This is a genomic window from Burkholderia sp. AU27893, assembly GCF_002223205.1.
GTDB lineage: Bacteria > Pseudomonadota > Gammaproteobacteria > Burkholderiales > Burkholderiaceae > Burkholderia.
In genome coordinates this window covers 1-23074 of record NZ_NKFD01000004.1, presented here as the reverse complement: position 1 = coordinate 23074, position 23074 = coordinate 1, and the positions used below count along the sequence as shown (strand labels likewise).

At 66.6% G+C, this 23074-nt stretch carries 19 protein-coding genes, 1 rRNA gene and 1 riboswitch; of the genes, 11 read left to right on the top strand and 9 right to left on the bottom strand.

Annotated features, from left to right (window positions below):
• The first annotated feature begins 99 nt into the window (after positions 1 to 99).
• From CFB47_RS20035 to nadE, 3 genes are all read left to right on the top strand, one after another.
• Positions 100 to 285, top strand: a complete 186-nt coding sequence (locus CFB47_RS20035) for a hypothetical protein (protein WP_006480515.1) — start codon at positions 100 to 102, stop codon at positions 283 to 285.
• Between the two features lie 202 nt (positions 286 to 487).
• A complete protein-coding gene (locus CFB47_RS20030) occupies positions 488 to 1357 on the top strand; it encodes a DMT family transporter (RefSeq protein WP_089441619.1) in 870 nt (289 codons plus the stop codon).
• A 243-nt stretch (positions 1358 to 1600) separates the two neighbouring features.
• On the top strand, positions 1601 to 2449 hold the full coding sequence (gene nadE / locus CFB47_RS20025; protein ID WP_089458893.1) for an ammonia-dependent NAD(+) synthetase: 849 nt from the start codon (positions 1601 to 1603) through the stop codon (positions 2447 to 2449).
• 67 nt (positions 2450 to 2516) lie between these two features.
• On the opposite strand, the gene CFB47_RS20020 is transcribed toward nadE, so the two are convergent.
• The 3 genes from CFB47_RS20020 to CFB47_RS20010 all read right to left on the bottom strand — a co-directional run bounded on the left by CFB47_RS20020 (position 2517) and on the right by CFB47_RS20010 (position 6750).
• Positions 2517 to 4193: a S10 family peptidase gene (locus CFB47_RS20020; RefSeq protein ID WP_089462047.1), complete on the bottom strand. Its 1677-nt coding sequence runs from the start codon at positions 4191 to 4193 to the stop codon at positions 2517 to 2519.
• Positions 4194 to 4268: 75 nt separating this feature from the next.
• Positions 4269 to 5876 carry a protease pro-enzyme activation domain-containing protein gene (locus tag CFB47_RS20015; RefSeq protein WP_089462046.1) on the bottom strand — a complete coding sequence of 536 codons (1608 nt, stop codon included), beginning with the start codon at positions 5874 to 5876 and terminating at the stop codon, positions 4269 to 4271.
• 247 nt (positions 5877 to 6123) lie between these two features.
• Complete coding sequence (locus CFB47_RS20010; RefSeq protein ID WP_089441614.1) at positions 6124 to 6750, bottom strand: LysE family translocator; 627 nt, start codon at positions 6748 to 6750, stop codon at positions 6124 to 6126.
• A 134-nt stretch (positions 6751 to 6884) separates the two neighbouring features.
• On the opposite strand from CFB47_RS20010, the gene CFB47_RS20005 reads away from it, so the two are divergent.
• Positions 6885 to 7349, top strand: coding sequence for an Lrp/AsnC family transcriptional regulator (locus tag CFB47_RS20005; protein WP_046549763.1), 465 nt, complete (start codon positions 6885 to 6887; stop codon positions 7347 to 7349).
• 135 nt (positions 7350 to 7484) lie between these two features.
• Here CFB47_RS20005 and CFB47_RS20000 read toward each other — a convergent pair whose 3' ends face one another.
• A complete protein-coding gene (locus CFB47_RS20000; RefSeq protein ID WP_043181461.1) occupies positions 7485 to 8396 on the bottom strand; it encodes a LysR family transcriptional regulator in 912 nt (303 codons plus the stop codon).
• A gap of 140 nt (positions 8397 to 8536) precedes the next feature.
• Here CFB47_RS20000 and speB point away from each other — a divergent pair, with 140 nt between their 5' ends.
• The 3 genes from speB (at position 8537) to CFB47_RS19985 (ending at position 12548) form a co-directional block, all read left to right on the top strand.
• A complete protein-coding gene (gene speB / locus CFB47_RS19995) occupies positions 8537 to 9493 on the top strand; it encodes an agmatinase (RefSeq protein WP_089462045.1) in 957 nt (318 codons plus the stop codon).
• A 54-nt stretch (positions 9494 to 9547) separates the two neighbouring features.
• Positions 9548 to 10873, top strand: a complete 1326-nt coding sequence (locus CFB47_RS19990) for an MFS transporter (RefSeq protein ID WP_089441613.1) — start codon at positions 9548 to 9550, stop codon at positions 10871 to 10873.
• A gap of 172 nt (positions 10874 to 11045) precedes the next feature.
• A complete protein-coding gene (locus CFB47_RS19985; RefSeq protein ID WP_089462044.1) occupies positions 11046 to 12548 on the top strand; it encodes a cytosine permease in 1503 nt (500 codons plus the stop codon).
• Between the two features lie 106 nt (positions 12549 to 12654).
• On the opposite strand, the gene metE is transcribed toward CFB47_RS19985, so the two are convergent.
• Positions 12655 to 14949, bottom strand: a complete 2295-nt coding sequence (gene metE / locus CFB47_RS19980; RefSeq protein ID WP_089462043.1) for a 5-methyltetrahydropteroyltriglutamate--homocysteine S-methyltransferase — start codon at positions 14947 to 14949, stop codon at positions 12655 to 12657.
• Positions 14950 to 15077: 128 nt separating this feature from the next.
• Between metE and CFB47_RS19975 the strand changes: the two genes are divergently transcribed.
• The gene (locus CFB47_RS19975; protein ID WP_089433228.1) at positions 15078 to 15986 is read left to right on the top strand and encodes a LysR family transcriptional regulator; all 909 of its coding nucleotides are present in this window, start codon (positions 15078 to 15080) and stop codon (positions 15984 to 15986) included.
• Between the two features lie 22 nt (positions 15987 to 16008).
• Here CFB47_RS19975 and CFB47_RS19970 read toward each other — a convergent pair whose 3' ends face one another.
• Positions 16009 to 16731 carry a CbtA family protein gene (locus tag CFB47_RS19970; protein ID WP_089458900.1) on the bottom strand — a complete coding sequence of 241 codons (723 nt, stop codon included), beginning with the start codon at positions 16729 to 16731 and terminating at the stop codon, positions 16009 to 16011.
• A gap of 13 nt (positions 16732 to 16744) precedes the next feature.
• Positions 16745 to 16954: a CbtB-domain containing protein gene (locus CFB47_RS19965; protein ID WP_006488502.1), complete on the bottom strand. Its 210-nt coding sequence runs from the start codon at positions 16952 to 16954 to the stop codon at positions 16745 to 16747.
• 32 nt (positions 16955 to 16986) lie between these two features.
• A riboswitch (cobalamin riboswitch) is annotated at positions 16987 to 17129 on the bottom strand.
• A gap of 45 nt (positions 17130 to 17174) precedes the next feature.
• Here CFB47_RS19965 and CFB47_RS19960 point away from each other — a divergent pair.
• The 3 genes from CFB47_RS19960 to CFB47_RS19950 all read left to right on the top strand — a co-directional run bounded on the left by CFB47_RS19960 (position 17175) and on the right by CFB47_RS19950 (position 20602).
• On the top strand, positions 17175 to 17762 hold the full coding sequence (locus CFB47_RS19960; protein WP_089462042.1) for a histidine phosphatase family protein: 588 nt from the start codon (positions 17175 to 17177) through the stop codon (positions 17760 to 17762).
• Between the two features lie 185 nt (positions 17763 to 17947).
• Entirely contained in the window at positions 17948 to 19540 is a 1593-nt protein-coding gene (locus tag CFB47_RS19955) for an inorganic phosphate transporter (protein ID WP_089441607.1), read from the top strand.
• A 318-nt stretch (positions 19541 to 19858) separates the two neighbouring features.
• Entirely contained in the window at positions 19859 to 20602 is a 744-nt protein-coding gene (locus CFB47_RS19950) for a 2OG-Fe(II) oxygenase (RefSeq protein ID WP_089463485.1), read from the top strand.
• A 274-nt stretch (positions 20603 to 20876) separates the two neighbouring features.
• Here CFB47_RS19950 and CFB47_RS19945 read toward each other — a convergent pair whose 3' ends face one another.
• Entirely contained in the window at positions 20877 to 22301 is a 1425-nt protein-coding gene (locus CFB47_RS19945; RefSeq protein ID WP_089458902.1) for a DHA2 family efflux MFS transporter permease subunit, read from the bottom strand.
• A 656-nt stretch (positions 22302 to 22957) separates the two neighbouring features.
• Positions 22958 to 23070: ribosomal RNA gene (gene rrf / locus CFB47_RS19940) — 5S ribosomal RNA — on the bottom strand.
• Positions 23071 to 23074: the final 4 nt, after the last annotated feature.

Below are 23074 nucleotides of genomic sequence, written 5' to 3'. Positions count from 1 at the left end.
GCGAAATTCTGTATTGCCTGACGCGCGCGAATCGGCGCGGCGCCGGTTGCTACACTTTGCGCTTCGCCGAACGACAGACCAAGCAAAGGGGCTCGCGCCATGTATCGCAAAGGCAGTGTGATCGAAATCCAGTTTCCGCCCGAACGTCTCAACGACGCGGCCGGCGATCCGTACTGGATCGACCTGACGCTCGACGAGGCCCGCCGGCTCTACGAACAGCTCGCCGCGCGCTTCGCGACCGATGCACGCGCCAACCAGCCGCTCGACACGTTCTCGATCGACTGATCTCCGCGGCTTCACGCTCACTCCGCATTCCGGGGCGGCGCCCGCCGCCTTCCGCCCGGCACCGCCCGCCCAACCCGCATCGACAGCCGGCCGCCTGCGCGGCACGCGGCATGAGTGCAGGATTCGACAAGACGCCCGCGTCGCTTCCCCCGATACTGGCCGACTTCACGATTCTGTCCGGCCGCGTCGCGGCCCGCCACGCATGCTGACCTCGCTCGTCGCCGCCGCCTTCGTCGCCCTCTGGTCCACCGGCTTCATCGTTGCGCGGGCAATCAAGCCGTACGCCGATCCGAACCTGTTCCTGCTCGCGCGCTTCGCGGGCACGGCCGCGCTGTTCGGCGCGGTGGCGCTCGTTTCCCGCGCGCCGTGGCCGGCCCGGCGCGAATGGCCGCGCCATCTGATCGCGGGCGCGCTGCTGCAGGGCGTCTATCTCGGCGCGAGCTACTGGGCCGTCGCGCAAGGGCTGAACGCCGGCGTCATGGCGCTGCTCGGCGCACTGCAGCCGCTCGCCACCGCCGTGCTCGCCGTCCCGCTGTTCAACGAGCGCCTGCCCGCGCGCGGCTGGTTCGGCATGGCGCTCGGCCTCGCCGGCGTCGCGCTCGTGCTGGCGCCGAAGGTCACGGGCGGCGTCGCGCCGCCGCCGGGCGCCGCGCCGGCGTGGCTCGTCGTCGCCGTCTCGGTGCTCGCGGTCGGGTCGATCACCGCCGGCTCGCTGTACCAGAAAGGCAAGCTCGCGCAGAGCGACCTGCGCACGGCGGTTGCCATCCAGAACTTCGGGGCAGCCGTCGTCGCGGCCATCTTCGTCGCGCTGCTGCACGAGACGCGCTGGATCGGCGCGCCGGCGCTGTGGGTGTCGCTCGTGTGGGGCGTCGTGTTCCTGTCCGGCGGCGCGGTCACGATGCTGATGTGGATGCTGCGGCGCGGCAACGCCGCACGCGCGACGTCGCTGCTGTTCCTCGCGCCGCCGCTGGCCGCGCTGCAGGGCTACTGGCTGTTCGGCGAGACGCTCGCGGCGATCCAGCTCGCCGGCTTCGCGCTCGCGCTGGTAGGCGTCGTGCTCGCGCGGCGCTGACGCGGCCGACCGTGTGGAGGCGCCATGCAGCCGCGCCCACATCAGCCGCCACACGCATCGAACACCGGCCGCGCGAACGCCCGTCACGCGGCATCGTTGCACCCGCCCGGCCCACCGTGCACCACGGCGATGCGGCCCGTCTCGCCGAAGCAACGCGAAATCGCCGGATCGCACGCCCGGCGCGGCACCGCGGCGCGATTGCGCTTATGATGGGCGCCTTGATTTCGTTCCGGAACTCCTTTCATGACATCCGCCGATTACGCCAGCCGCCAACGCGCGATCATTGCCGAACTGAACGTCGCCCCGCACTTCGACGCCGAGGCCGAAATCGACCGCCGCGTCGAGTTCCTCGCGCAATACCTTCGTTCGACCGGCCTGCGGACCTACGTGCTCGGCATCAGCGGCGGCGTCGATTCGTCGACGGCCGGCCGGCTCGCCCAGCTGTCGGTCGAAAAGCTGCGCGCCGGCGGCTACGATGCCCGCTTCATCGCGATGCGTTTGCCGAACGGCGTGCAGAACGACGAAGCCGATGCGCAGCGCGCGCTCGCGTTCGTCCGTGCGGACGAGGAACTGACCGTCAACGTGAAGCCGGCCGCCGACGCGATGCTCGCCGCGCTGGTCGCGTCCGGCCATGCGTTCGAGACGCCGGCGCAGCAGGACTTCGTGCACGGCAACGTCAAGGCGCGCGAGCGCATGATCGCGCAGTACGCGGTGGCCGGCGCGCGGCACGGCATCGTGATCGGCACCGATCACGCGGCCGAGTCGCTGATGGGTTTCTTCACGAAGTTCGGTGACGGCGGCGCGGACATCCTGCCGCTCGCGGGGCTGAACAAGCGTCGCGTGCGCGCGGTGGCCCGTGCGCTCGGCGGCGACGAACTGATCGTGATGAAGGTGCCGACGGCCGACCTCGAGGAACTGCGCCCGCTGCGCCCCGACGAGCACGCGTACGGCGTCACCTACGACGAGATCGACGACTTCCTCGAAGGCAAGCCCGTCGCCGACCACGTGTACGAAACGGTGCTGCGCTTCTACGACGCGTCGCGCCACAAGCGCGCACTGCCGTACACGATGTTCGACTGGCCGGCCGCGTAAGCCGCCCAGCAAAAAAACGCCGCGCGCACCGTCACGGCTGCGCGCGGCGTCCTGCCGACGGGCACCGTTACGCGTGCCCGCCCGTCTTCGTCGCCTGCAGTGCACGAATCCGCATCCGCGCGCCCGTATCGCTGACCGTCGCGTCGTACATCGCCGCGAGATCGCGCTTGAGCGCGGTACGCGAGCCGCCGTCGAGATACACCATGTGCCCCGACGGATAGAAACGCGCGGACAGGTTCTGTCGCACCTTCTGATCCTCGAGCGGCATTTGCTGCAGGTCGATCACGGTCTGGTAGAACGGCGTGACGAAATCGTAGAGGCCGTTCGCCGACAACACCTTCAGGTCGACGTTCAACGCCATCACCGCCGCGAGATCGCCGGCCGTGTAGAGAATCACGTTCCCCTGCGCATCGATGCCCTGCTGCGCGCCGGTCGGGTCGATGTGGTGGAAATCCCAGTTCTGGAACGCCTGGTCGTTCAGGTCGGTGAACGCGGAACTCGACGTGAACTTCAACTGCTCGTTCAGGTAGCTGTTCCACATCGCCGTATAGACGCCCGTCACGGCCGTCATCGTCGGATCGTTGCCGCCGGAGTTCGGGTCGATCTTGCCGGCGATGCCCGACGAGATCCCGGTCACGCGGCCGTCGTACGAACCGAGTGCCAGCCCCTGTGCCTGCAGCAACGTCGTCAGGAACAGCGAATTGCCGCGCGCGTTGTAACCCGCAATGTCGAGCCCCCAGGTCTGCAGCGTTGCCGTGTCGATGCCCGTGTATTGCGACAGCTTCGTCACGGCGGCCGGGTCGGCATGCGGCACGTTGCGCAATGCGGTCAGGTAGTCGGTGCGCGCGAACTGCGCGACTTCCTCGACGAACGCGCCGAGATCGGTCGGCGCCGGCGTGACGCCGAGTTTCTTGTGATACCACGCATCGGCCGCCGCGGTCGGCAGCGCGCCGACCGGGTTGCCGGCCTGCCGGTAGTCGAGGATCGACGACTGCAGCGTGATGCCGTTCAGGTCGACGCCGTCCTCGTGCAGCTTGTACGCGAGCACGCAGCTGCGCGCGGTGCCGTACGATTCGCCGAACAGGTACTTCGGCGAATTCCAGCGGTTGTTCTTCGTCAGGTAGCGCTTGATGAACTGCTTCAGCGAATCCGCATCCTGGTCGACGCCCCAGAAGTTGCGGTTCTTGTTCGGCGCAACCGCTGCCGAATAGCCGGTGCCGACCGGGTTGATGAACACCAGGTCGCTGTGGTCGATCATGCTGTCCGGGTTGTCTTCCATCTGGTACGGCGCGGGCGGCGTGAAGCCCGGCATCGACGTCTTGATGCGCTTCGGCGCGAACGAGCCCAGCAGCACGAACACCGACGACGAGCCCGGCCCGCCGTTATAGAAGAACGTCACGGGCCGCGTTTCTTCCTTCGCGCCGTCGGCCGTGAACGCGACGTAGAAGAGCTTCGCGGCCGGCTGCGAACTGCTCGGGTCGACCGTCACGAGGTGGCCGGCCGTCGCCGTGTACGCGATGCGCTTCCCGTCGATCAGGATCGTGTGATGCGTGATCGCGGCCGCCTCGGTCGTGTCGGTCACCGAGTCGTCGGGGCCATTGCCGTACGCGACCGGATCGAAGAACGGCTGGTCGCGCCCGTGGCTCAGCGCGACCGGGTTGACGGTCGGCGGCACGCCATGCGAGTTGTGGTCGCCGTGATGCAGCGGATACACGCCGCCGGAAGATGCGGAATCGATGCCCATCGTGCTGCTCCTGGAGGTGAGAAAAAGGCGCGGACCGGACGCCCGCGCCATACGGAAAGACGTCTCCCGCGGCCGTCAGCTCGACGGCTTGCGCGTCAGGATCGCGGCGAGCTGCGCGCCGTTCGGGCTGCCGAGGCCCGTACACGCATCCCAGCCCTGCGCGGCCGCGTACGTACCGTTCGATCCCTGCGTGATGTCGCGCAGCGCACCCGGATTCTTGTAAAGCACCGGATTGATCCAGCCGGCAGTCGCACCGCCCGCCGCCGCACTCGCCGCCGCATTGATCCGTGCAATCAGCGCGGCCCACAGCGGCGCGACCGCGCTCGTGCCGCCCATCACCGTGGCCGTGCCGGCGATCGACACTTCGTAGCCGGTCTGCGGCGACGCGTCGCCGGCCACGTCCGGCACGCCGCGTTTCGCGAGCGGTGCGCTGCTGCCGTCGGCTCGCGTGACGGTGAGCCCCTGCTGCCACGCCGGCAGGTCGAAAAGCGTGCTGACGCCGCCCCCGCCCGCGCCGCCGCCGGCCGCCTCGTCGTTCCACGTGACCTCGCTGCGGATGCCCTGCCCGGGCAACGCGTCGAGCTGCGTGCCGCCGCAGCCGAGCACGTACGGGCTCGAGGCGGGGAAGTCGACATGATCGGCGCCGTCCTGCAGCCCGTCGCCCGAGCCGCTGTCGCCCGATGCCGCGCACACCGTGATGCCCTGCGCGGCGGCCGCCTGCAGCACGCGGTTGAACGCCTGCGCGGACTGCGCCTGCCAGATCGCTTCCGGGCCGCCCCAGCTGATCGAGATCACCGACGGCTTGTTGGTCGTGTCGCTGACGGCCGCGTTGACGGCCTGGATGAAGCCCGCGTCGCTGTTCGGCGCGAAGTACACGGCGATCTTCGCGGCCGGCGCGATCGCGCCGGCGATCTCGATGTCGAGCGCGACTTCGCCGTCCGGGCCGCTCGGGTCGCCGGTCGGCGTGTTGCGGCCGGTGCCGACGTTCACGTCGACGAGCGTCGGCGGCGTCGTGATGCCGAGCCCGCGGAAATACTGCTGGATGTCGGCCGCGCGGTAGCCGCCGCCGAGCTCGATGATCGCGATGCATTGCCCGGCGCCGTCGCCGGCCGGAAAGCCGTACAGCGAGGCCAGCTGGATCGGGGTGAACGTGACGCTCGATGCGCCGCCGCGCGCGGGCTTGAACGGCGGCCGCAGCCGGAAGTGCGGCCGCGCCTGCGGACGGCTGTCGAGGCCGAGCACGGCCGTGACGGCATCGCCGAGATCGTCGGGCAGCGCGATCGGGCCGGAGCGGCCGCGATACTGGCCGATCGACCGATGCTCGAAGCGCTCGAGCTTGACGTTGAACGCGGCCTCGAACTGCTGGATCGTGCCGGACAGCACGACCACGCTTTCAACGGGATCGACGCGATCGACCGTCAGCTGATGACGACGCGCGAAGTCCTCGGCCTTGCGAATATCGTCGGGATTGGCGGAAAAGCGTTGCGCGAAGGTGGCGCGCGACACCGGTTTCGCTTGCGCGTCGCCGGTGGCGAGCTGGTGAAGCAGCGTATCGAGTTGCCCTTCTTCCTGCCGCCGCAACATGATCGTGACGTGGATGCGTTCTGCCGGATCGCACGGGCCGAGGCACTTGGACTCGGCGACGATTCGGGGTTCACGGTCGGCGTGAAGATGCCTTGCCATGTTCAGACCCTCCTTGGTACCGCGTTGCACGGAACAGCCAGGAAATCGGACAGGGCCGGCGGGAGACGGTTCCGTTCGGTCGGTCGGTTCGCGCAGCGCGAAGTAACAGGGAGTTTAGAACAGTCAGACGATTTGCGCGCACGCCGTTCTGCGACGGGGCGCACGCGCGGGCCGGCATTGCGCGCGGCCTGCATCGTGTGCGGCGCCGCGCCGCGCGACCTGCGCCGGCGCGCCGCCGCACCGGCACTCAGTCCATCGACAGGCGCAGCGCGAAGCCGATCAGCGCGGCGGAAAACGTCCAGCGCTGCACCGTCTGCGCGAGCGGATGCGCGCGCATCCACGCGGCGATCCGCGACGCGCCGAACACGCACGCGAGGTCGAAGCACACGCCGGCCGCCACCAGCAGCGCGCCCAGCTCGAACATCTGCAGCACGACCGGCCCGGCCTCGGGGCGCACGAACTGCGGCAGCAGCACCGAGCAGAACAGCAGCGCCTTCGGGTTCAGCAGGTTGGTGAGCAGGCCCTTCACGAACGACTGGCGCAGCGCGTCCGCCGAGGCCGCCGCATCGCCGTCGCCGAGCGCGAACACGGGGGAGCGGAACACCTGGATCGCGACATAGGCGAGATAGAGCGCGCCGCCGTAGCGGATCACTTCGTACAGCCACGGCGCGCTGCGGATCAGCGCCGCGACGCCGCAGGCGGACAGCGTCACGTGCGCGGTGCGCGCGAGCGACAGGCCGGCCGCCGCCGCCATCCCCGGCCGCACGCCGCGGCCGATGCTGGTCTGCAGCACGAGTGCCATGTCCGGCCCCGGCACCGCGTAAATGGCCGCCAGCGCGGCGAGATAAATCAACAGCAAATGCGTGGAAATCATGGTCTGCCCCTGTCCTCTTACGACGATATGTTGCCGCCAGAGTGCGAGGGATTATTGGCCATCTTTGGTTCAGGATTGGCGATCCGTAGGGGAATCCGCCACAATCATGCAATCCATAAAAGGATTCCGCCAACATGACCGAACTCGACAAAACCGACCGCGCCATCCTTGCCGCGGTGCAGCGCGACGGCCGCCTGCCGATCGCGCGCCTGGCCGATTCCGTGGGCCTTTCCGAGACGCCCTGCGCGCGGCGCCTGAAGCGCCTCGAAAACGACGGCTACATCGAGCGCTACCGCGCGCAGTTGTCACGCCAGGCGCTCGGTTTCGGCGTCGTCGCATTCGTGCTCGTGCGGTTCGCGACGCACGATCGCAAGACCGCCGATCGCTTCGAGCGGGAAGTCCTTGGCATCGAGCGGATTCTGGCGTGCCACAACGTGGCGGGCACGGCCGACTATCTGCTGCAGGTCGTGGCGCGCGATCTCGACGACTACGGCACGTTCCTGCGCGAATCGCTGCGGATGCTGCCGGGTGTGACGTCGATCGAATCGGCGCTGTCGCTGCGCGAGGTCAAGCACGACGCGGGGCTGCCGGTGCCGTGATGCCGGCGGGCGACGGCACCCGCAAGCCGATCCTGTCGCCCGCTTCGTCACGTCGACGCCGATCGATGTGGACCGCGTCGGGCCGAGTCGGGCCGCGCCGCCGCAACACTCGTCCACATTGTTGAGACCGGCAGCCTATGCGATGTCGGGCGGCTGGTGCGCGCGTTCGAGATCCTCGAGAAACGCTTCCACGAGCGGATTGCCGCGCCCGTTGCGCGCGACGACCATGTGGAACGTCACGTCGTAGCGCAGTTGCTCCGGATTGAGCGGCGTGAGCAGCCCTTGCGCGACGTAAGGCGCCGCGAAGTGCTGCGGCAGGTAGCCGAGGTGATGGCCGGACAGGATCAGCAGCGCGACGGCCTCCATGTTGTCGGCGGTCGCGGTCACGCGGTCGGGCGTCGTCGACATCTGCGCTTCGGGCAGCGGATACGAGCGCCACGCCCATTCGAAGCCCGCGACGTCGGCCGGCGTCAGCGCGCCGGCGCCGTCGAACAGCGGATGGCCGCGCCCGCAGTACGCAACCTGGCGCTCGATGAACAGCGGCGTGTAGTGCAGCGACGGCACCCGGTGCCAGAAGTAGCCGACCGCGATCTGGATCTCGTCGCTCAGCAGCTTCTCCTCGAGATCCCCCGGCGCGCGCACGGAAATCGAGAAACGCACGGCCTCGTCGCGGGTGCGGAACGCGGCGATCGCCTCGGCGATCCGCGCGTTCTGGCTCACCGGCGTATGGCCGATCAGGCCGATGTGCAGCGTGCCGACCAGCTGGCGGTCCATGTGCCGCGCGGCCATCCCGAATTCGTCGAGCGCGGCGAGCAGCTTGCGGCTCATCGCGTGAAACCGCTCGCCCTTCGGCGTGAGCCGGAAGCCGCTACGGCCGCGCTCGCAGAGCCGGTAGCCGAGCCGCGTCTCGAGCGACGAAAGCTGCGCGCTGATCGTCGACTGCCCGACGTTCAGCACCGCCTGCGCGGCCGAGACGCCGCCCGCGTCCGTGACCGCGAGAAACACGCGGATCAACCGCAGATCGAGGGTCGACAGATTCCCCAGCACATTCATCCCCTTCCATACATCGATGAAAATCGATGTTTACGTCGATATCTTCGCATTCTTCTTTCCGGGCCGAGCGCGTAAAACTGTGCGTCAAGCCGCGTCGCATGATACGGCAACCCCACATCGGAAGAGACAGCCCCATGAACGACCACACCCATTTCCAGCCGCTCGGCGGCAATGAAATGCCGCGCTGCGGCGGCATCGCGACGATGATGCGCCTGCCGCACGTGGCGAGCGCCGAAGGCCTCGACGCCTGTTTCGTCGGCGTGCCGTTCGATCTCGGCACCTCCAACCGCACCGGCGCGCGTTTCGGCCCGCGCCAGATCCGTACCGAATCCGTGCTGCTGCGCCCGTACAACATGGCCACGCGCGCCGCACCGTTCGATTCGCTGCAGATCGCCGACATCGGCGACGTCGCGATCAATCCGTACAACCTGCACGATTCCATCGCGCGCATCGAAGCGGCGTACGACGCGATCCTCGAGCACGACTGCAAGCCGATCACGCTCGGCGGCGACCATACGATCGCGCTGCCGATCCTCCGCGCGATTCACCGCAAGCACGGCAAGGTTGCATTGATCCACGTCGATGCACACGCCGACGTGAACGATACGATGATGGGCGAAAAGATCGCGCACGGCACGCCGTTCCGCCGCGCGGTCGAGGAAGGCCTGCTGCACGGCAACAAGGTCACGCAGATCGGCCTGCGCGGCACGGGTTACGCCGCCGAGGATTTCGACTGGTGCCGCGAGCAGGGCTTCCGCGTCGTCCAGGCCGAGGAATGCTGGAACAAGTCGCTCGCGCCGCTGATGGAGGAAGTGCGCGCACGCGTCGGCGATACCCCCGTCTACATCACTTTCGACATCGACGGCATCGACCCGGCCTACGCACCGGGCACCGGCACGCCGGAAATCGCGGGCCTCACGGTGCCGCAGGCGCTCGAGATCATCCGCGGCGCGAAGGGGTTGAACATCGTCGGCTGCGATCTCGTCGAAGTCGCGCCGCCGTACGACCCGTTCGGCACCACGGCGCTGCTCGGCGCGAACCTCGCGTACGAGCTGCTGTGCGTGCTGCCGGGCGTCGCCTATCGCGACTGATCCCCGCGCCGACACCTATTCCAAATCAGAGCATTCAGAGGAGCACAAATCAAGATGGGGACTTCCGTCAAGCAACCCAAGCGGGCGGCGCTCGCGTCGTTCGTCGGCACCACGATCGAGTGGTACGACTTCTATAGCTACGCGACCGCCGCCGCCATCGTGTTCGGGCCGCTGTTCTTCCCCGGCGAAAACCGTTTCATCAGCCTGCTCGCGTCGTTCGGGTCGTTCGCGGTCGGCTTCTTCGCACGGCCGCTCGGCGGCGTGATGTTCGGCTACCTCGGCGACCGCTTCGGCCGCAAGCGCTCGCTGCTCGCGACGCTGATGCTGATGGCCGTGTCGACCGTCGCGATCGGCCTGCTGCCGACGCATGCGCAAGCCGGGGTGATCGCCCCGATCCTGCTCGTGCTGATGCGCGTGCTGCAAGGCATCGCGGTTGGCGGCGAATGGGGCGGCGCGGTGCTGCTCGCCGGCGAGCATGCGCCGGAAGGCAAGCGCACGTTCTTCGCGTCGTTCGCGCAGCTCGGCAGCGCGAGCGGCCTGATCCTGTCGATGCTCGCGTTCGGCGCGATCAGCACGCTGTCGAAGGAAGACATGATGAGCTGGGGCTGGCGCGTGCCGTTCCTGGCAAGCTCCGTACTGCTGATCGTCGGCTTCGTGATCCGCGCGAGCGTGTCCGAGTCTCCCGAGTTCGAGGAAGTCAAGAAGAGCGGCAACATCGCGCAAAAGCCGCTGCGCGAAGCGCTCAAGTACTGGCCGCTGCTGCTGCTCGCGATCGGTGCGAACGTGTACGGCATCGCCGGCGTGTATTTCAGCAACATCTTCATGATCAGCTACGCGACGCAGTTCCTGTCGCTCGACCGGTCGATGGTGCTGCATTGCATGACGATCGTCGCCGTGCTGCAGTTCGTCGTGCAGCTCGCGGCCGCGTTCCTCGCGCAGCGCTTCGGCACCACGCGCGTGCTGCTGATCACCGGCGCTTGGGCCGCGATCGTCCCATTCGTCATGCTGCCGCTCGTGCACATGGGCACGCCGCTGTCGATCACGGTCGGCGTCGGCCTCGCGACGCTCGCGGAATCGGGCTACTACTCGGTGGTCGCGGGCTTCGTCAGCGGCATCTTCGTCGCACGCATCCGCTACACGGCGATCTCGATCGCGTACCAGGTGTGCGGCGCGCTCGCCGGCGGCCTCACGCCGCTCGTCGCGACCATCATCGCGCAGAACACCGCGCCGCAATGGTGGCCGCTCGCGCTCCAGTACACGAGCGCCGCGATCCTGTCGTCGCTGTGCGTGTGGCTGATCTCGCGCCGCGTGAGCATCGACGATGCGGGTGCGACAAACCAGAAGGAAACGCCGCTGCCGCGCGGCGCACGCACCGCGTAACCGCTCGCAACGGGCAGGCGCCTCGCCTGCCCGTTTTTCGTTGCACGCCTCGGCGGTGCGTCGCACCGCCTCCCGGTTCCACGCTATTCATCGCTTGCCACGCAGACGTCGCGGCAGGCTGGCGCACGCGGTCGCTCTGCCGAACCGCGCACGACCAAGGAGACAAGTCGTCATGACCCGCCCCGACACGCTCGATTTCGGTCGCACCGAATCGGCCGGCCTTGCGATCGAGCACCACTCGATCGACTACATTCCCGAACACGAGCGCCACGCGAAGCTCGCCAGCCAGGGCCCGTTCTGGTTCCTCGGCAACTTCCATTTCTTCACGATCTCGATCGGCTTCGTCGGGCCCGGCATGGGCCTGTCCGCCGGCTGGACGACGCTCGCGGGCGCGCTCGGGATCATGTTCGGCACGATCTTCATGGCGTTTCACGGCTCGCAGGGGCCCGAGATGGGGCTGCCGCAGATGATCCAGTCGCGCGCGCAGTTCGGCTATCGCGGCGTGATCGTCGCGCTGCTCGCGACGTTGTTCGTGTTCGTCGGCTTCAATGTCGTCAACGTGTCGTTGATGGTCGACGGCGTGCACAACGTATTCGGCATCGATGGCGGCTTCGTCGCCATCGCCGCCGTGACGACGGGTGCGCTGCTCGCCATCTACGGCCATGACCTGATGCATCGGACTTTCACATGGGCGCTGATCGCGACGCTGCCGCTCTATGCGCTCGTGACACTCGCGCTCGCGTTCGGCCATTCGACGCCGGCACCCACTACCGTTGCACCGGTTGCCGCTCCGGGCTTCAGCTGGATCGCGTTCGCAACGCAATTCGCGATCGCCGCGAGCTACAACATTTCATATGCTCCGTATGTGTCGGACTATTCGCGTTATCTGCCGAAAAACACGAGCCGCGCGAAGCTGATCGCCGTGATCTTCGCCGGCGCGTCGCTGTCGGGCACCTGGATGATCGGCCTCGGCGCGTGGCTCGCGCAGAAGCTGCATGCGGCCGATGCGCTGGTCGCGATGAACGACGTCGGCACGTCGCTCGTGCCGGGCCTCGGCAAGCTGATCGCGATCGTCTCGCTGGTCGGCTTCCTGCCGATCATCGCGCTCAACGCGTACAGCGCGATGCTGACCGTACTGACCGCCGCCGATTCGATCGTGCCGATCCGGCCGACGCGCCGCGCGCGCGTCGCATCGATCATCGCGATCAGCACGTTCGTGCTGGCCTGCGTATTCGCGATCCGCGGCAACGGCATCGCGCTGCTGCAGACGTTCCTCACGCTGATGCTCTACTTCCTCGTGCCGTGGACCGCCGTGAATCTCGTCGACTATTTCTTCGTGCGCCGCGGTCACTATGCGATCGCGCACTTCTTCATGCCGAACGGGCTCTACGGCGCGTGGCAACCGCGCGGCATCGTCGCCTACCTCGTCGGCTTCGCGGCGATGGTGCCGTTCTTCTATATCTTCGACGCCGAGGCGAACCGCGAGATTTTCGTCGGACCGTTCGCTCGCCTGCTCGGCGGTGTGGATATCGCGTGGCTCGTCGGCCTGGTGGTAGCGGGCGCTGCGTACTGGCTGCTGTCGCGGTCGCTCGACCTCGCACGCGAACGCCGCATCATTGCCGAGACGCCCTCTCCTGAAACGCTCGCCGGGCCCCTCGAACACGAGCGCGCATGATCACGCAGTGCCCGTGACACCGGGCCAGCCCGTCACGACATACGTCACGCCGCCGGCCGCGCCGCCCGATCATCGAGCGCGGCGGCCGGCACGCAACCTGCGCGCGTTATTGCACCGCGTTGCGCAGCGTCTTCGCGGCGGCGACCATGTTCGTCAGCGCCGGAATCACTTCCGCCCACTGGCGCGTCTTCAGGCCGCAGTCCGGGTTCACCCACAGGCGTTCCGCCGGAATCCGCTCGGCCGCCTTCTTCATCAGGCCGACGATGTGCGCCTGCGTCGGGATGTTCGGCGAATGAATGTCGTACACGCCCGGCCCGATTTCGTTCGGATACTTGAAGGTGTCGAACGCGTCGAGCAGCTCCATGTCCGATCGCGACGTCTCGATCGTGATCACGTCCGCATCCATGTCGGCGATCGACGCGATGATGTCGTTGAACTCCGAATAGCACATGTGCGTGTGGATCTGCGTATCGTCCTGCACGCCGTTCGCGGCGATGCGGAACGATTCGACCGCCCACTTCAGGTACTCGCCCCACTGCGCGCGGCGCAGCGGCAGCCCTTCGCGCAGTGCGGCCTCGTCGATCTGGATCACGCGCACGCCGGCCTTCTCGAGATCGAGCACTTCTTCACGGATCGCCAGCGCAAGCTGGTAGCACGACACCGAGCGCGGCTGGTCGTCGCGCACGAACGACCAGTTCAGGATCGTCACCGGGCCGGTCAGCATGCCCTTCATCGGCTTGTTCGTCAGCGACTGCGCGTACGTGATCCATTCGACCGTCATCGCCTTCGGGCGGCTGATGTCGCCGAACAGGATCGGCGGCTTCACGCAGCGCGAACCGTACGACTGCACCCAGCCGAACTGGCTGAACGCGTAGCCGTCGAGCTGCTCGCCGAAGTACTCGACCATGTCGTTGCGCTCGGCTTCGCCGTGCACGAGCACGTCGAGTTCGAGCGATTCCTGTTCGCGCACGCTGCGTTCGATCTCGGCCTGCATCGCCGCGCGATAACCGGCTTCATCCAGCGCGCCGGCCTTGAACTGGCTGCGGGCCTGACGGATTTCGCTGGTCTGCGGGAACGAGCCGATCGTCGTCGTCGGGAACGCCGGCAGGTTCAGGCGTGCCGACTGCTTCGGCGCGCGCTGCGTGTAGGGGCTCGCGCGGTTGCCGAGCTGCGCGTCGATCCGGGCGATCGCGGCCTTCACCGCCGGGTTGTTCACGCGCGGCGACTGGCGGCGCGAATGAATCGCGGCGGCGTTCGCGGCCAGCGCGTCGGCCACCTTGTCGCGGCCTTCGTTCAGTGCGGTCGCGAGGACCTTCAGCTCGTCGAGCTTCTGCAGCGCGAACGCGAGCCACGAACGGATTTCCGCATCGAGCTTCTCCTCGCTCGCGAGATCGACCGGCACGTGCAGCAGCGAGCACGACGGTGCGAGCCATAGGCGATCGCCCAGTTGCTTCGCGAGCGGCTCGAGCCAGTCGAGCGTCGCGTTCAGGTCGGTCTTCCAGATGTTGCGGCCGTTGATCGCGCCCACCGACAGCACGCGCCCGGCCGGCAGGTCACGCACCAGCGCGTCGACGTCATCGCGTGCGTTGATCGCATCGATATGCAGGCCGTCGACCGACAGCGAGCTCGCGAGCGCCAGATTGCCCTGCAGTTGGCCGAAATACGTCGCGAGCAGCACCTTGATGCGGCGCGTTTCGAGCGCGGCGTATGCGGTCCTGAACGCTTGTTGCCATTCGTCGTCGAGTTCGGTGACGAGGATTGGCTCGTCGATCTGCACCCATTCGACGCCCTGCGCGGTCAGCGTGTCGAGCAGCGCGCCGTACACGGGCAACAGCTTCGGCAGCAGTGCGAGGCGGTCGGAATCATCCTTCGCCTTGCCGAGCCACAGATACGTGACGGGGCCGAGGATCACCGGCTTCGCAGCCACGCCCTGCGCCTGCGCTTCCGCCAGTTGCTGGAGCAGGCGCGACGGGTCGAGCGAGAAGTTCGTGTCCGCGTGAAATTCCGGCACGATGTAGTGGTAGTTCGTATCGAACCACTTCGTCATTTCACCGGCCGCGACGCCGCCGCAGCACGCGGCATGCGCGTCCGCCGACTGCGCCGAACGGCCGCGCGCGACACGGAAATAGTTGTCGAGCACGTCGCCGTGAAAACCCTGCACGCGCTTCGGCAGGTTGCCGAGCGTGAAGCTCATGTCGAGCACCTGATCGTAGAACGCGAAGTCGCCGATCGGCACCAGGTCCAGACCGCGCTGGTCGTTCCAGTGACGCTGGCGCAACTCGGCGCCCAGCGCCTTCAGCTCGTCGCGCGACGATTCGCCTTTCCAGTAGCGTTCGAGACCGAACTTGAGTTCGCGCTTCGCGCCGATGCGCGGAAAACCGAGGTTGTGTGTCGTGACCATGAGCTGCCGTCCAGAAGAGAAATTGAATGTCCGGGAGCCATGATAGGGATTTCAAACCATGAAATAAAATGGCATTATTTCATTCATTCATTAAAGTTATTCATGCATTCGTTGCGCGAGCGATATCCATGCTGGAACGATTCCATCTCGTCGTCATTCGTGAGGTCGAGCGCCAGGGCTCGCTGACCGCGGCCGCCCATGCGCTGCACCTCACGCAATCGGCGCTCAGCCATACCGTCCGGAAAATCGAGCAGCAGCTCGGCACGCCGATCTGGGATCGGGAGGGTCGCGGCCTGCGGCTCACGCAGGGCGGGCAGTATCTGCTGAAGCTGGCGCACCGGTTGCTGCCGCAGTTCGAGCTGGCCGAGGAGCGGATGAAGCAGTACGCGAAGGGCGAGCGCGGCACGCTGCGCATCGGGATGGAGTGCCACCCGTGCTACCAGTGGCTGCTGAAGGTCGTGTCGCCCTACCTGTCGCGCTGGCCCGACGTCGACGTGGACGTGAAGCAGCGCTTCCAGTTCGGCGGCATCGGCGCGCTGTTCGGCTATGACATCGACGTGCTCGTGACGCCCGATCCGCTGAACAAGCCGGGCCTGCGCTTCGACCCTGTGTTCGATTACGAGCAGGTGCTGGTGGTCGCCGATTCACACCGGTTCGCGAACGCCGACTACGTGACGCCCGAGCAGCTGACCGACGAGATCCTGATCACCTACCCGGTCGAAACCGACCGGCTCGACATCTACAACCAGTTCCTGACGCCAGCCGGCATCGTGCCGAGGCGACACAAGTCGATCGAGACGACCGACATCATGCTGCAGATGGTGGCGAGCGGGCGCGGCGTGGCCGCGCTGCCGAGATGGCTTGCCGACGAATACGCGGACCGGATGCCGGTCGTGCCGGTCAAGCTGGGCAAGAAAGGGATCGCGAAGCAGATCTTCCTCGGCATCCGCGAAGCAGATGCATCGATCGACTATCTGGCCGCGTTCGTCGCGCTCGCGCGCGAATCGACGTGGAGCGCGCCGCGCATGCTGCGCTAGGCGCGCTTCGTTGCGCAGTGCGTCAGGCGGCGCGCATGCCGATGCGTTCGCCGCGCTCGACCCACGCGCCGAACAGCAGGCCGATCGTCGTCCACATGATCACCTGCATGCCGATGGCCGCCACGCGGAACTTCCACAGCAAGGCCGCCGGGAACTCGGCCGGCAACTCGCTGACCGACGGCAACCCGATCTGCACGGCCGCGATGATCGCGACGAACACGAGCCCGGCGACGATCGACGCGTTCCACTGCCCGAGCTTCGCCAGCAGATGGCGGCGCACGCTGACCGAGAACACCATCGTCGCGACCGAGATCGCGATCATCAGGAAGAACAACCCCGTGCGATAGCCGATCGTGTCGGGGTCGCCGACCGACGGCGGATTGGCCGGGTACTTGAGGTTCGGCACGATCACGAGCGAGACGAACGACGCCAGCGCGAGCCACGCAGCCAGCGGCCGAGCCGGGAGACGGCTGCCTCGGCCATACGCATACGCAAAGACGAGCGAGAACAGCCCGCCGAATGCCGCGCCGTAGGTCACGACGCCCGTCAGCAGACCGAGGCCGGCTTGCGTGTGGCGGCTGACCAGTTCGGGTTCCGGTGCTTCGCCTCGGGCGGCTTCGGTTTTTTCCTCGAAGGAGATTGCCTGATCGACTTGCGGTTCGCCGACGATTTTCGCGAAACCGAACGTGAGGAGGCCTGCGGCGATGCCTGCGAGCATCCCGCGCATGAGCAGCTTTCCGACCATCGTGAACTCCGAGTCAGTGGCAGGGGAAGCCGAGCAGATGGCGGCCGTCGTGGACGAACTCGTGGACATACATGCCCGGCACCAGCGACGTCGCGCCTTGTTCCGCACCGACGAAATACAGCGCGAGCAACAGGATCAGGCCGACGAACACGGCCCACGGCAACAGTTCGCGGACGGGGATGGGTGCCGGCACGACAGCCGGCTTCAGCACTGCTTCGCTCATGGATGCACCTCAGGGGAATCGCGCCCCGACAAATGTTGGATGGGTACGAAGGCAGGTCTGGCTTCCGGGATCATGGATCACCGGTTACAGTGGCGCGACCGCGCCGGAATTGCACCGGCTTCCGCGTTTCGTATCGGGCGAATTGTACGCGCGAACGTTCGCGTATTGAAGCGGCGACCGGCGATCGCATTCACTCGTCCCGGATCATCCGAACAACGACATGAACATGCCTGCCTCGCTGCGCCTGATCGCGCACGCCTCGACCCGGGCAATGCGCACCGGTACGTTTCCCGACGACGACCCGCTCGACGCGCACGGGCTCGCCGACGCCGCGGCGCTGCACGACCGGTGGGCACGCGTGACCGGCGCGCGCGTGCTGTGCAGCCCGGCCCGCTGTGCGGTGCAGACCGCCGATGCGCTCGGCCTGCGTGCCGACATCGACGACGCGCTGCGCGACATCGATTACCGAAACTGGCGCGGCAAGCGGCTGCACGACCTCGCACGCGACCTGCCTGACGAAGTGGCCGCGTGGATCGGCGATCCCTCCGCGTCGCCGCATGGCGGCGAATCGTTCGATGCAGCGATGCGCCGCGTCGGCACATGGTTGAACGCGCTGCAACACGGCCGCGACATCGTCGCCATCACGCATGCGCCGATCGTTCGCGCGGCCGTCGCGCATGCGCTGCGCATGGATCCCGGCGCGGCAATCCGCATCGACGTCGCACCACTGTCGTGCACGACTTTCGCTGCGTCGCCGCACGGATGGACGTTGATCGCCGCCGACGACCGGCGCGACACTGCGACGTAGCCGCCTGCCGTGTCGCGTTCGCCATATCGGGCACGACCCGAGCCGACGGGTCGCGTCGTATCGCAATTGTCTGGCGATGTTCACCTTACGTCGCTGCAAGACACGCCGTTCGTTGTCCCTGCTGTCATCAAACTGACTGCTAGCCGAAGCTAGGATCGGTCGCGGTTCCCTTACGAGATACCGTCATGAATCAGCCTGCTTCGTCTGCCCCGAACAATTCGGGTTCCGTCGAGCGCACCAGGCAGCTCGGCTACGCCGTCTTCCTGCTGGTGCTCGCGATCGGTGCGATCTATATCGCCACGCACCTGATCGACGATCTGTCGCCGATGCGCGAAGGATCGCTGTTCCCGTACCTGATGCTCGGCGCCGCGCTGCTGATCGCACTCGGCTTCGAATTCGTCAACGGTTTCCACGACACCGCGAACGCGGTGGCCACCGTGATCTATACGCACTCGCTGACACCGAACGTCGCGGTGATCTGGTCCGGCCTGTGGAACTTCCTCGGCGTGATGATCTCGAGCGGCGCCGTCGCGTTCGGCATCCTGCAACTGCTGCCGGTCGAGCTGATCCTGCAGGTCGGCAGCGGTGCGGGCTTCGCGATGGTGTTCGCGCTGCTGATCGCCGCGATCGTCTGGAACCTCGCGACCTGGTATTTCGGGTTGCCGTCGTCGAGCTCGCATACGCTGATCGGGTCGATCATCGGCGTCGGGCTGATGAACCAGCTGATGCACGGGCCGTCCGGCACGAGCGGCGTCGACTGGGGCCAGGCGCTCGGCGTCGGCAAGTCGCTGCTGCTCTCGCCGCTCGTCGGCTTCCTGTGCGCGGCGCTGCTGCTGCTCGTGCTGAAAACCCTCGTGCGGATTCCTGAGCTGTACAAGGAGCCGCCGAAGGACCAGCCGCCGCCGTTCTGGATTCGTTGCCTGCTGATCCTGACCTGCACGGGCGTGTCGTTCGCGCACGGCTCGAACGACGGCCAGAAAGGGATGGGGCTCATCATGCTGATCCTGATCGGCACGGTGCCGACCGCCTATGCGCTGAACAAGGCCGTCACGCCGGCCGAGACGCAGACCTTCGTGGCGGTCGCGAACCAGGCCGCCGCGACGTTCGGGAAGTACACGAACGGCGTTGCACCGTCCGCGAACCCGCGTGCCGACGTCGAGCTTTACGTGCAGCATCGCGAACTGACGCCGGCCGTGATCCCCGCCGTACAGCAGTTGTCCGCGTCGCTCGCCACCGCCGTCGGTGCATCGGGCTCGATGGCGGCCGTGCCGCAACGCGACGTCGACAACGTGCGCAACACGATGTATCTGGTCTCCGAAGCCATCCGCCTGATCGAGAAGTCCGGCCGGCCCGCGTTCGCCGCCGACGACAAGCTCGCGATCGACAACTATCGCAAGCAGCTCGACCACGCGACCAAGTTCATTCCGACGTGGGTGAAGGTGGCGGTCGCGATCGCACTGGGCCTCGGCACGATGGTGGGCTGGAAGCGGATCGTCGTGACCGTCGGCGAGAAAATCGGCAAGCAGCATCTGACGTACGGACAGGGCGCATCGGCCGAACTCGTCGCGATGCTCACGATCGGCGCGGCCGACGTGTACGGATTGCCGGTGTCGACGACGCACGTGTTGTCGTCGGGCGTCGCAGGCACGATGGCGGCGAACGGATCGGGCTTGCAGTGGGGCACGGTGCGCAGCCTCGTGCTGGCGTGGGTGCTGACGCTGCCGGCGTCGATCGTGCTTGCGGGCGGGCTCTACTGGCTGTTCCGGTCGGTGGCGTAAGCGGTGATGCAGCGGGTGGCCGGGAGGAGCCGGCTACCTGCTGGAGATGATTCGACCCTCGTCCCTCGCTGTTCCGTCTCTCCGCCTCCCCGTCTCTCCAATCCGACTCGTCGAGGCATTCGGTGCGTCCATGCCGTCGCGAACGCTCACCCTCTTCCTTTCCCGAATTGAAGCGCAAGATCTGGAGCGCGCCGGCGCATCGATATCCGTAGACTGGGCTCATCAACATTTACCGTGGACTCGACCGTGCGGACGACGTGCCCGAAGCATTCCGCACGACTGCATGGCGCCACATCGCTGACGAACCGAGGTATGCCCGTGAACATTGCCGACCTGCAACCTGCCGTCGAATCACTGGAAATTGCGCAACGCGTCGACGCGGTCGACTGGACGACTGTCGATGCCGATCTCGATCGCTATGGATGCGCGCGCGTGCCGGGCCTGCTCTCGGGCAGCGAATGCGCGACGCTCGCATCGCTCTATCCACACGACGCGCTCTATCGCTCGCGCGTCGTGATGGCGCGGCACGGCTTCGGTCGCGGTGAATACAAGTATTTCGCGTATCCGCTCCCCGCGGTCGTCGCCGAGCTGCGTGCGACGCTCTACCCGCATCTCGCGCCCATCGGGAATCGCTGGAACAAGGCACTCGGAATCGACGTCCGCTATCCGGCAGACCACGCGACCTTCCTCGATCGCTGCCACGCAGCAGGACAGACGCGACCGACGCCGCTGATCCTGCAATACGACGCCGACGACTACAACTGCCTCCATCAGGACCTGTATGGCGAGCACGTCTTTCCGCTCCAGGTCGCGATCCTGCTGTCGGCGCCCGGCCGCGATTTCACGGGTGGGGAGTTCGTGCTGACGGAACAGCGACCACGCATGCAGTCGCGCGCGGAAGTGGTGCCGCTGACACAAGGCGACGCCGTCATCTTCGCCGTGCACGGCAGGCCCGTGCAGGGAACGCGCGGCGTCTATCGCGTCAACCTGCGCCACGGCGTCAGCCGGATTCGGAGCGGCCATCGCCACACGGTCGGCATCATCTTCCATGACGCGCAGTGACGGCTGACGGAACGTGCACGACGCTGCCGCGCCATCTGCCACGCAGGCGAATTCTCGCGGGACATGCTGCGCATCCGACGGGCCAATTGCGCGTGATCGATCAGGGTTCTTCGCGAACGGGTATCACCAGACGATCCGTTCAGGCAGCCACCACGACAGATGACCGTTTCGTTTCTCGTCAGACGGTCGCTGCGCGCTGGGCCCCTGTCTGGAGTGAGCGACAAAGCGCCCAGACGCTCACCTCGCGCGGCACGCAGTCGACAGAAAACCCGGCCTACCCGCGCGCCACATTCGCCCGCAATCGATCACCCGCATCGGAGGCGAGCCGTGCGTATCCCGGCAACGTCAGCAACGCGAGCACGCCCGCTGCGACGAACGCCCAGCGGAAGTCGTCGAGCACGTAGTGCATGCCGGCCGCATCGCCCCGCACCAACGCCGCGAGTCGAAGCGACAACGCACCGAACGCAATGCCCATCCCGATCGTCATCTGCTGAGCAGCGCTCCACAGCGTGCTGGCCGCGCTTGTCTGCTGGGCCGGGATATCCGCATAGGCCAGCGTCGCGAGCGTCGTGAACTGCATCGACCGCGTCAGTCCGTAGACGAATACGACGAACAGCGTGATCGCCAGTGGCGTCGATGCAGTCAGCCAGCCGCATGCGATCGTGAAGAGGCCGACTATCGTCACGTCGACGAGTGCGACGCGCCGAAAGCCGTAGCGGTCGAGAATCCACGACGTTCCCGCCTTCATCCCGAGATTGCCGAGCGCACTCGCGAGCAGCAGCAGGCCGGACTGGAACGGCGACAGCCCGAAACCGATCTGGAACAGCAGCGGCAGCAGGTACGGCACGGCATTGATGGCCATCCTCGTGATCGACCCGGTCATCACGGTCACCGAGAACGTCGGCACTTTCAATGTCGTGAAGTCGAGCAGCGGATGCGCGCAACGTTGCGCATGCCACCAGGCGGCGATGCCGAACAACACGCTCGCGCCCACCAGAACGGCTGCGCGCGTAAAGTGGACGTCCTGCTGGCCGGCCGCTTCGGTGCCGATCAGCAGACAGGTCAGCGCGCCCCCGGCAAGCACGAAACCGCCCCAGTCGAGCGGTCGCTGCTCGTCGGCCCGCGTGTTCCGGACGATCAGCCAGGTGCAGACCAGTGCGGCAATGCCGAACGGGACGTTCAGCAGGAAGATCCACCGCCATGATGCATAGGTCGTGATGAAGCCGCCGATCGGCGGCCCGACGACAGGAGCGACGATGCCTGGCCACGTGATCGTCGCGATCGCGCGCATCAGCTTCGCCTTCTCGGTGCTGCGAACAACGATCATGCGCCCGACCGGCACCATCATCGCCCCGCCGACACCTTGCAGCAGGCGCGCAGCGGTGAAGGTCACGACACCTTCGGACAACCCGCACAGCACCGACGCACCGGTAAAGACGACGATTGCACTGGCGAACACCGTGCGCGAGCCATAGCGGTCCGCAATCCAGCCGCTGATCGGGATGAACACTGCCAGCGCCAGCATGTAGGCCGTCATCCCGAGGCTCAGCGCGTTCGGCCCGACACCAAACGAGCGCGCCATTTGCGGTAGCGCAGTCGCGATCACGGTCGTGTCGAGGTACTCCATGAAGAACGTTGCGGCGACGAGATACGGCAAGAAGTCGGTCGTCCGACCACTTTGGGCAGGGCTGTCAGTCATGAACGGTGCGGGAGACGGAATACGGCGGACCCCGACCGCCAACGGATGCCTGGAAGCACCGGGAATCGGGACGAATGGTGATATTACCCCGAAGGGCTTGCGCCCTGCTCTGTAGGGCATGTCGCGCGAATGGACTTTATGCGCATAGATTTTTACGATGACTTAGCACTGTGTGCGTTGCGTGCGTCGATGATCATGTTGGCGCAACGTGTCGAATGATCTGTGGATGGTCTGGAGGGCTTTCGTCCAGACTTATCAATTTCCGGTAATTTTCGACGAACATCGCTCATCGTCGGCCATTGTTGGGCCATTTATGGATGGTTCGACGTTAGATGAGCACTCACTGCGTGTCGGTTGATGTAGCGAGCGCACCGGGAGATGTCGGTGGCACCGAGCTGTAGATCGCTTAAGACTAACCGAGGCGCCGGAGAGAAATTGCAGCTTTGATCGGAGATAGCAGCAATAGGCTAAGGGATCGCGGATGATAATGGCCGATTGGCGTGCCGGGAGCGGCGAGTTCTCGGAAACGGCAGGTGTCTGAATCGACGTATTCGGCGCCTGGATATGGCCAGGCCGTCCACTCCGCGCCCCCATGCATTTCTGCCGCGCCAATGCAAAAACCCCCGCCTTTCGGGCGGGGGTTTCTGGCTTAGGGAGCCTGACGATTACCTACTTTCACACGGGAATCCGCACTATCATCGGCGTAGAGTCGTTTCACGGTCCTGTTCGGGATGGGAAGGGGTGGGACCGACTCGCTATGGTCATCAGGCAAA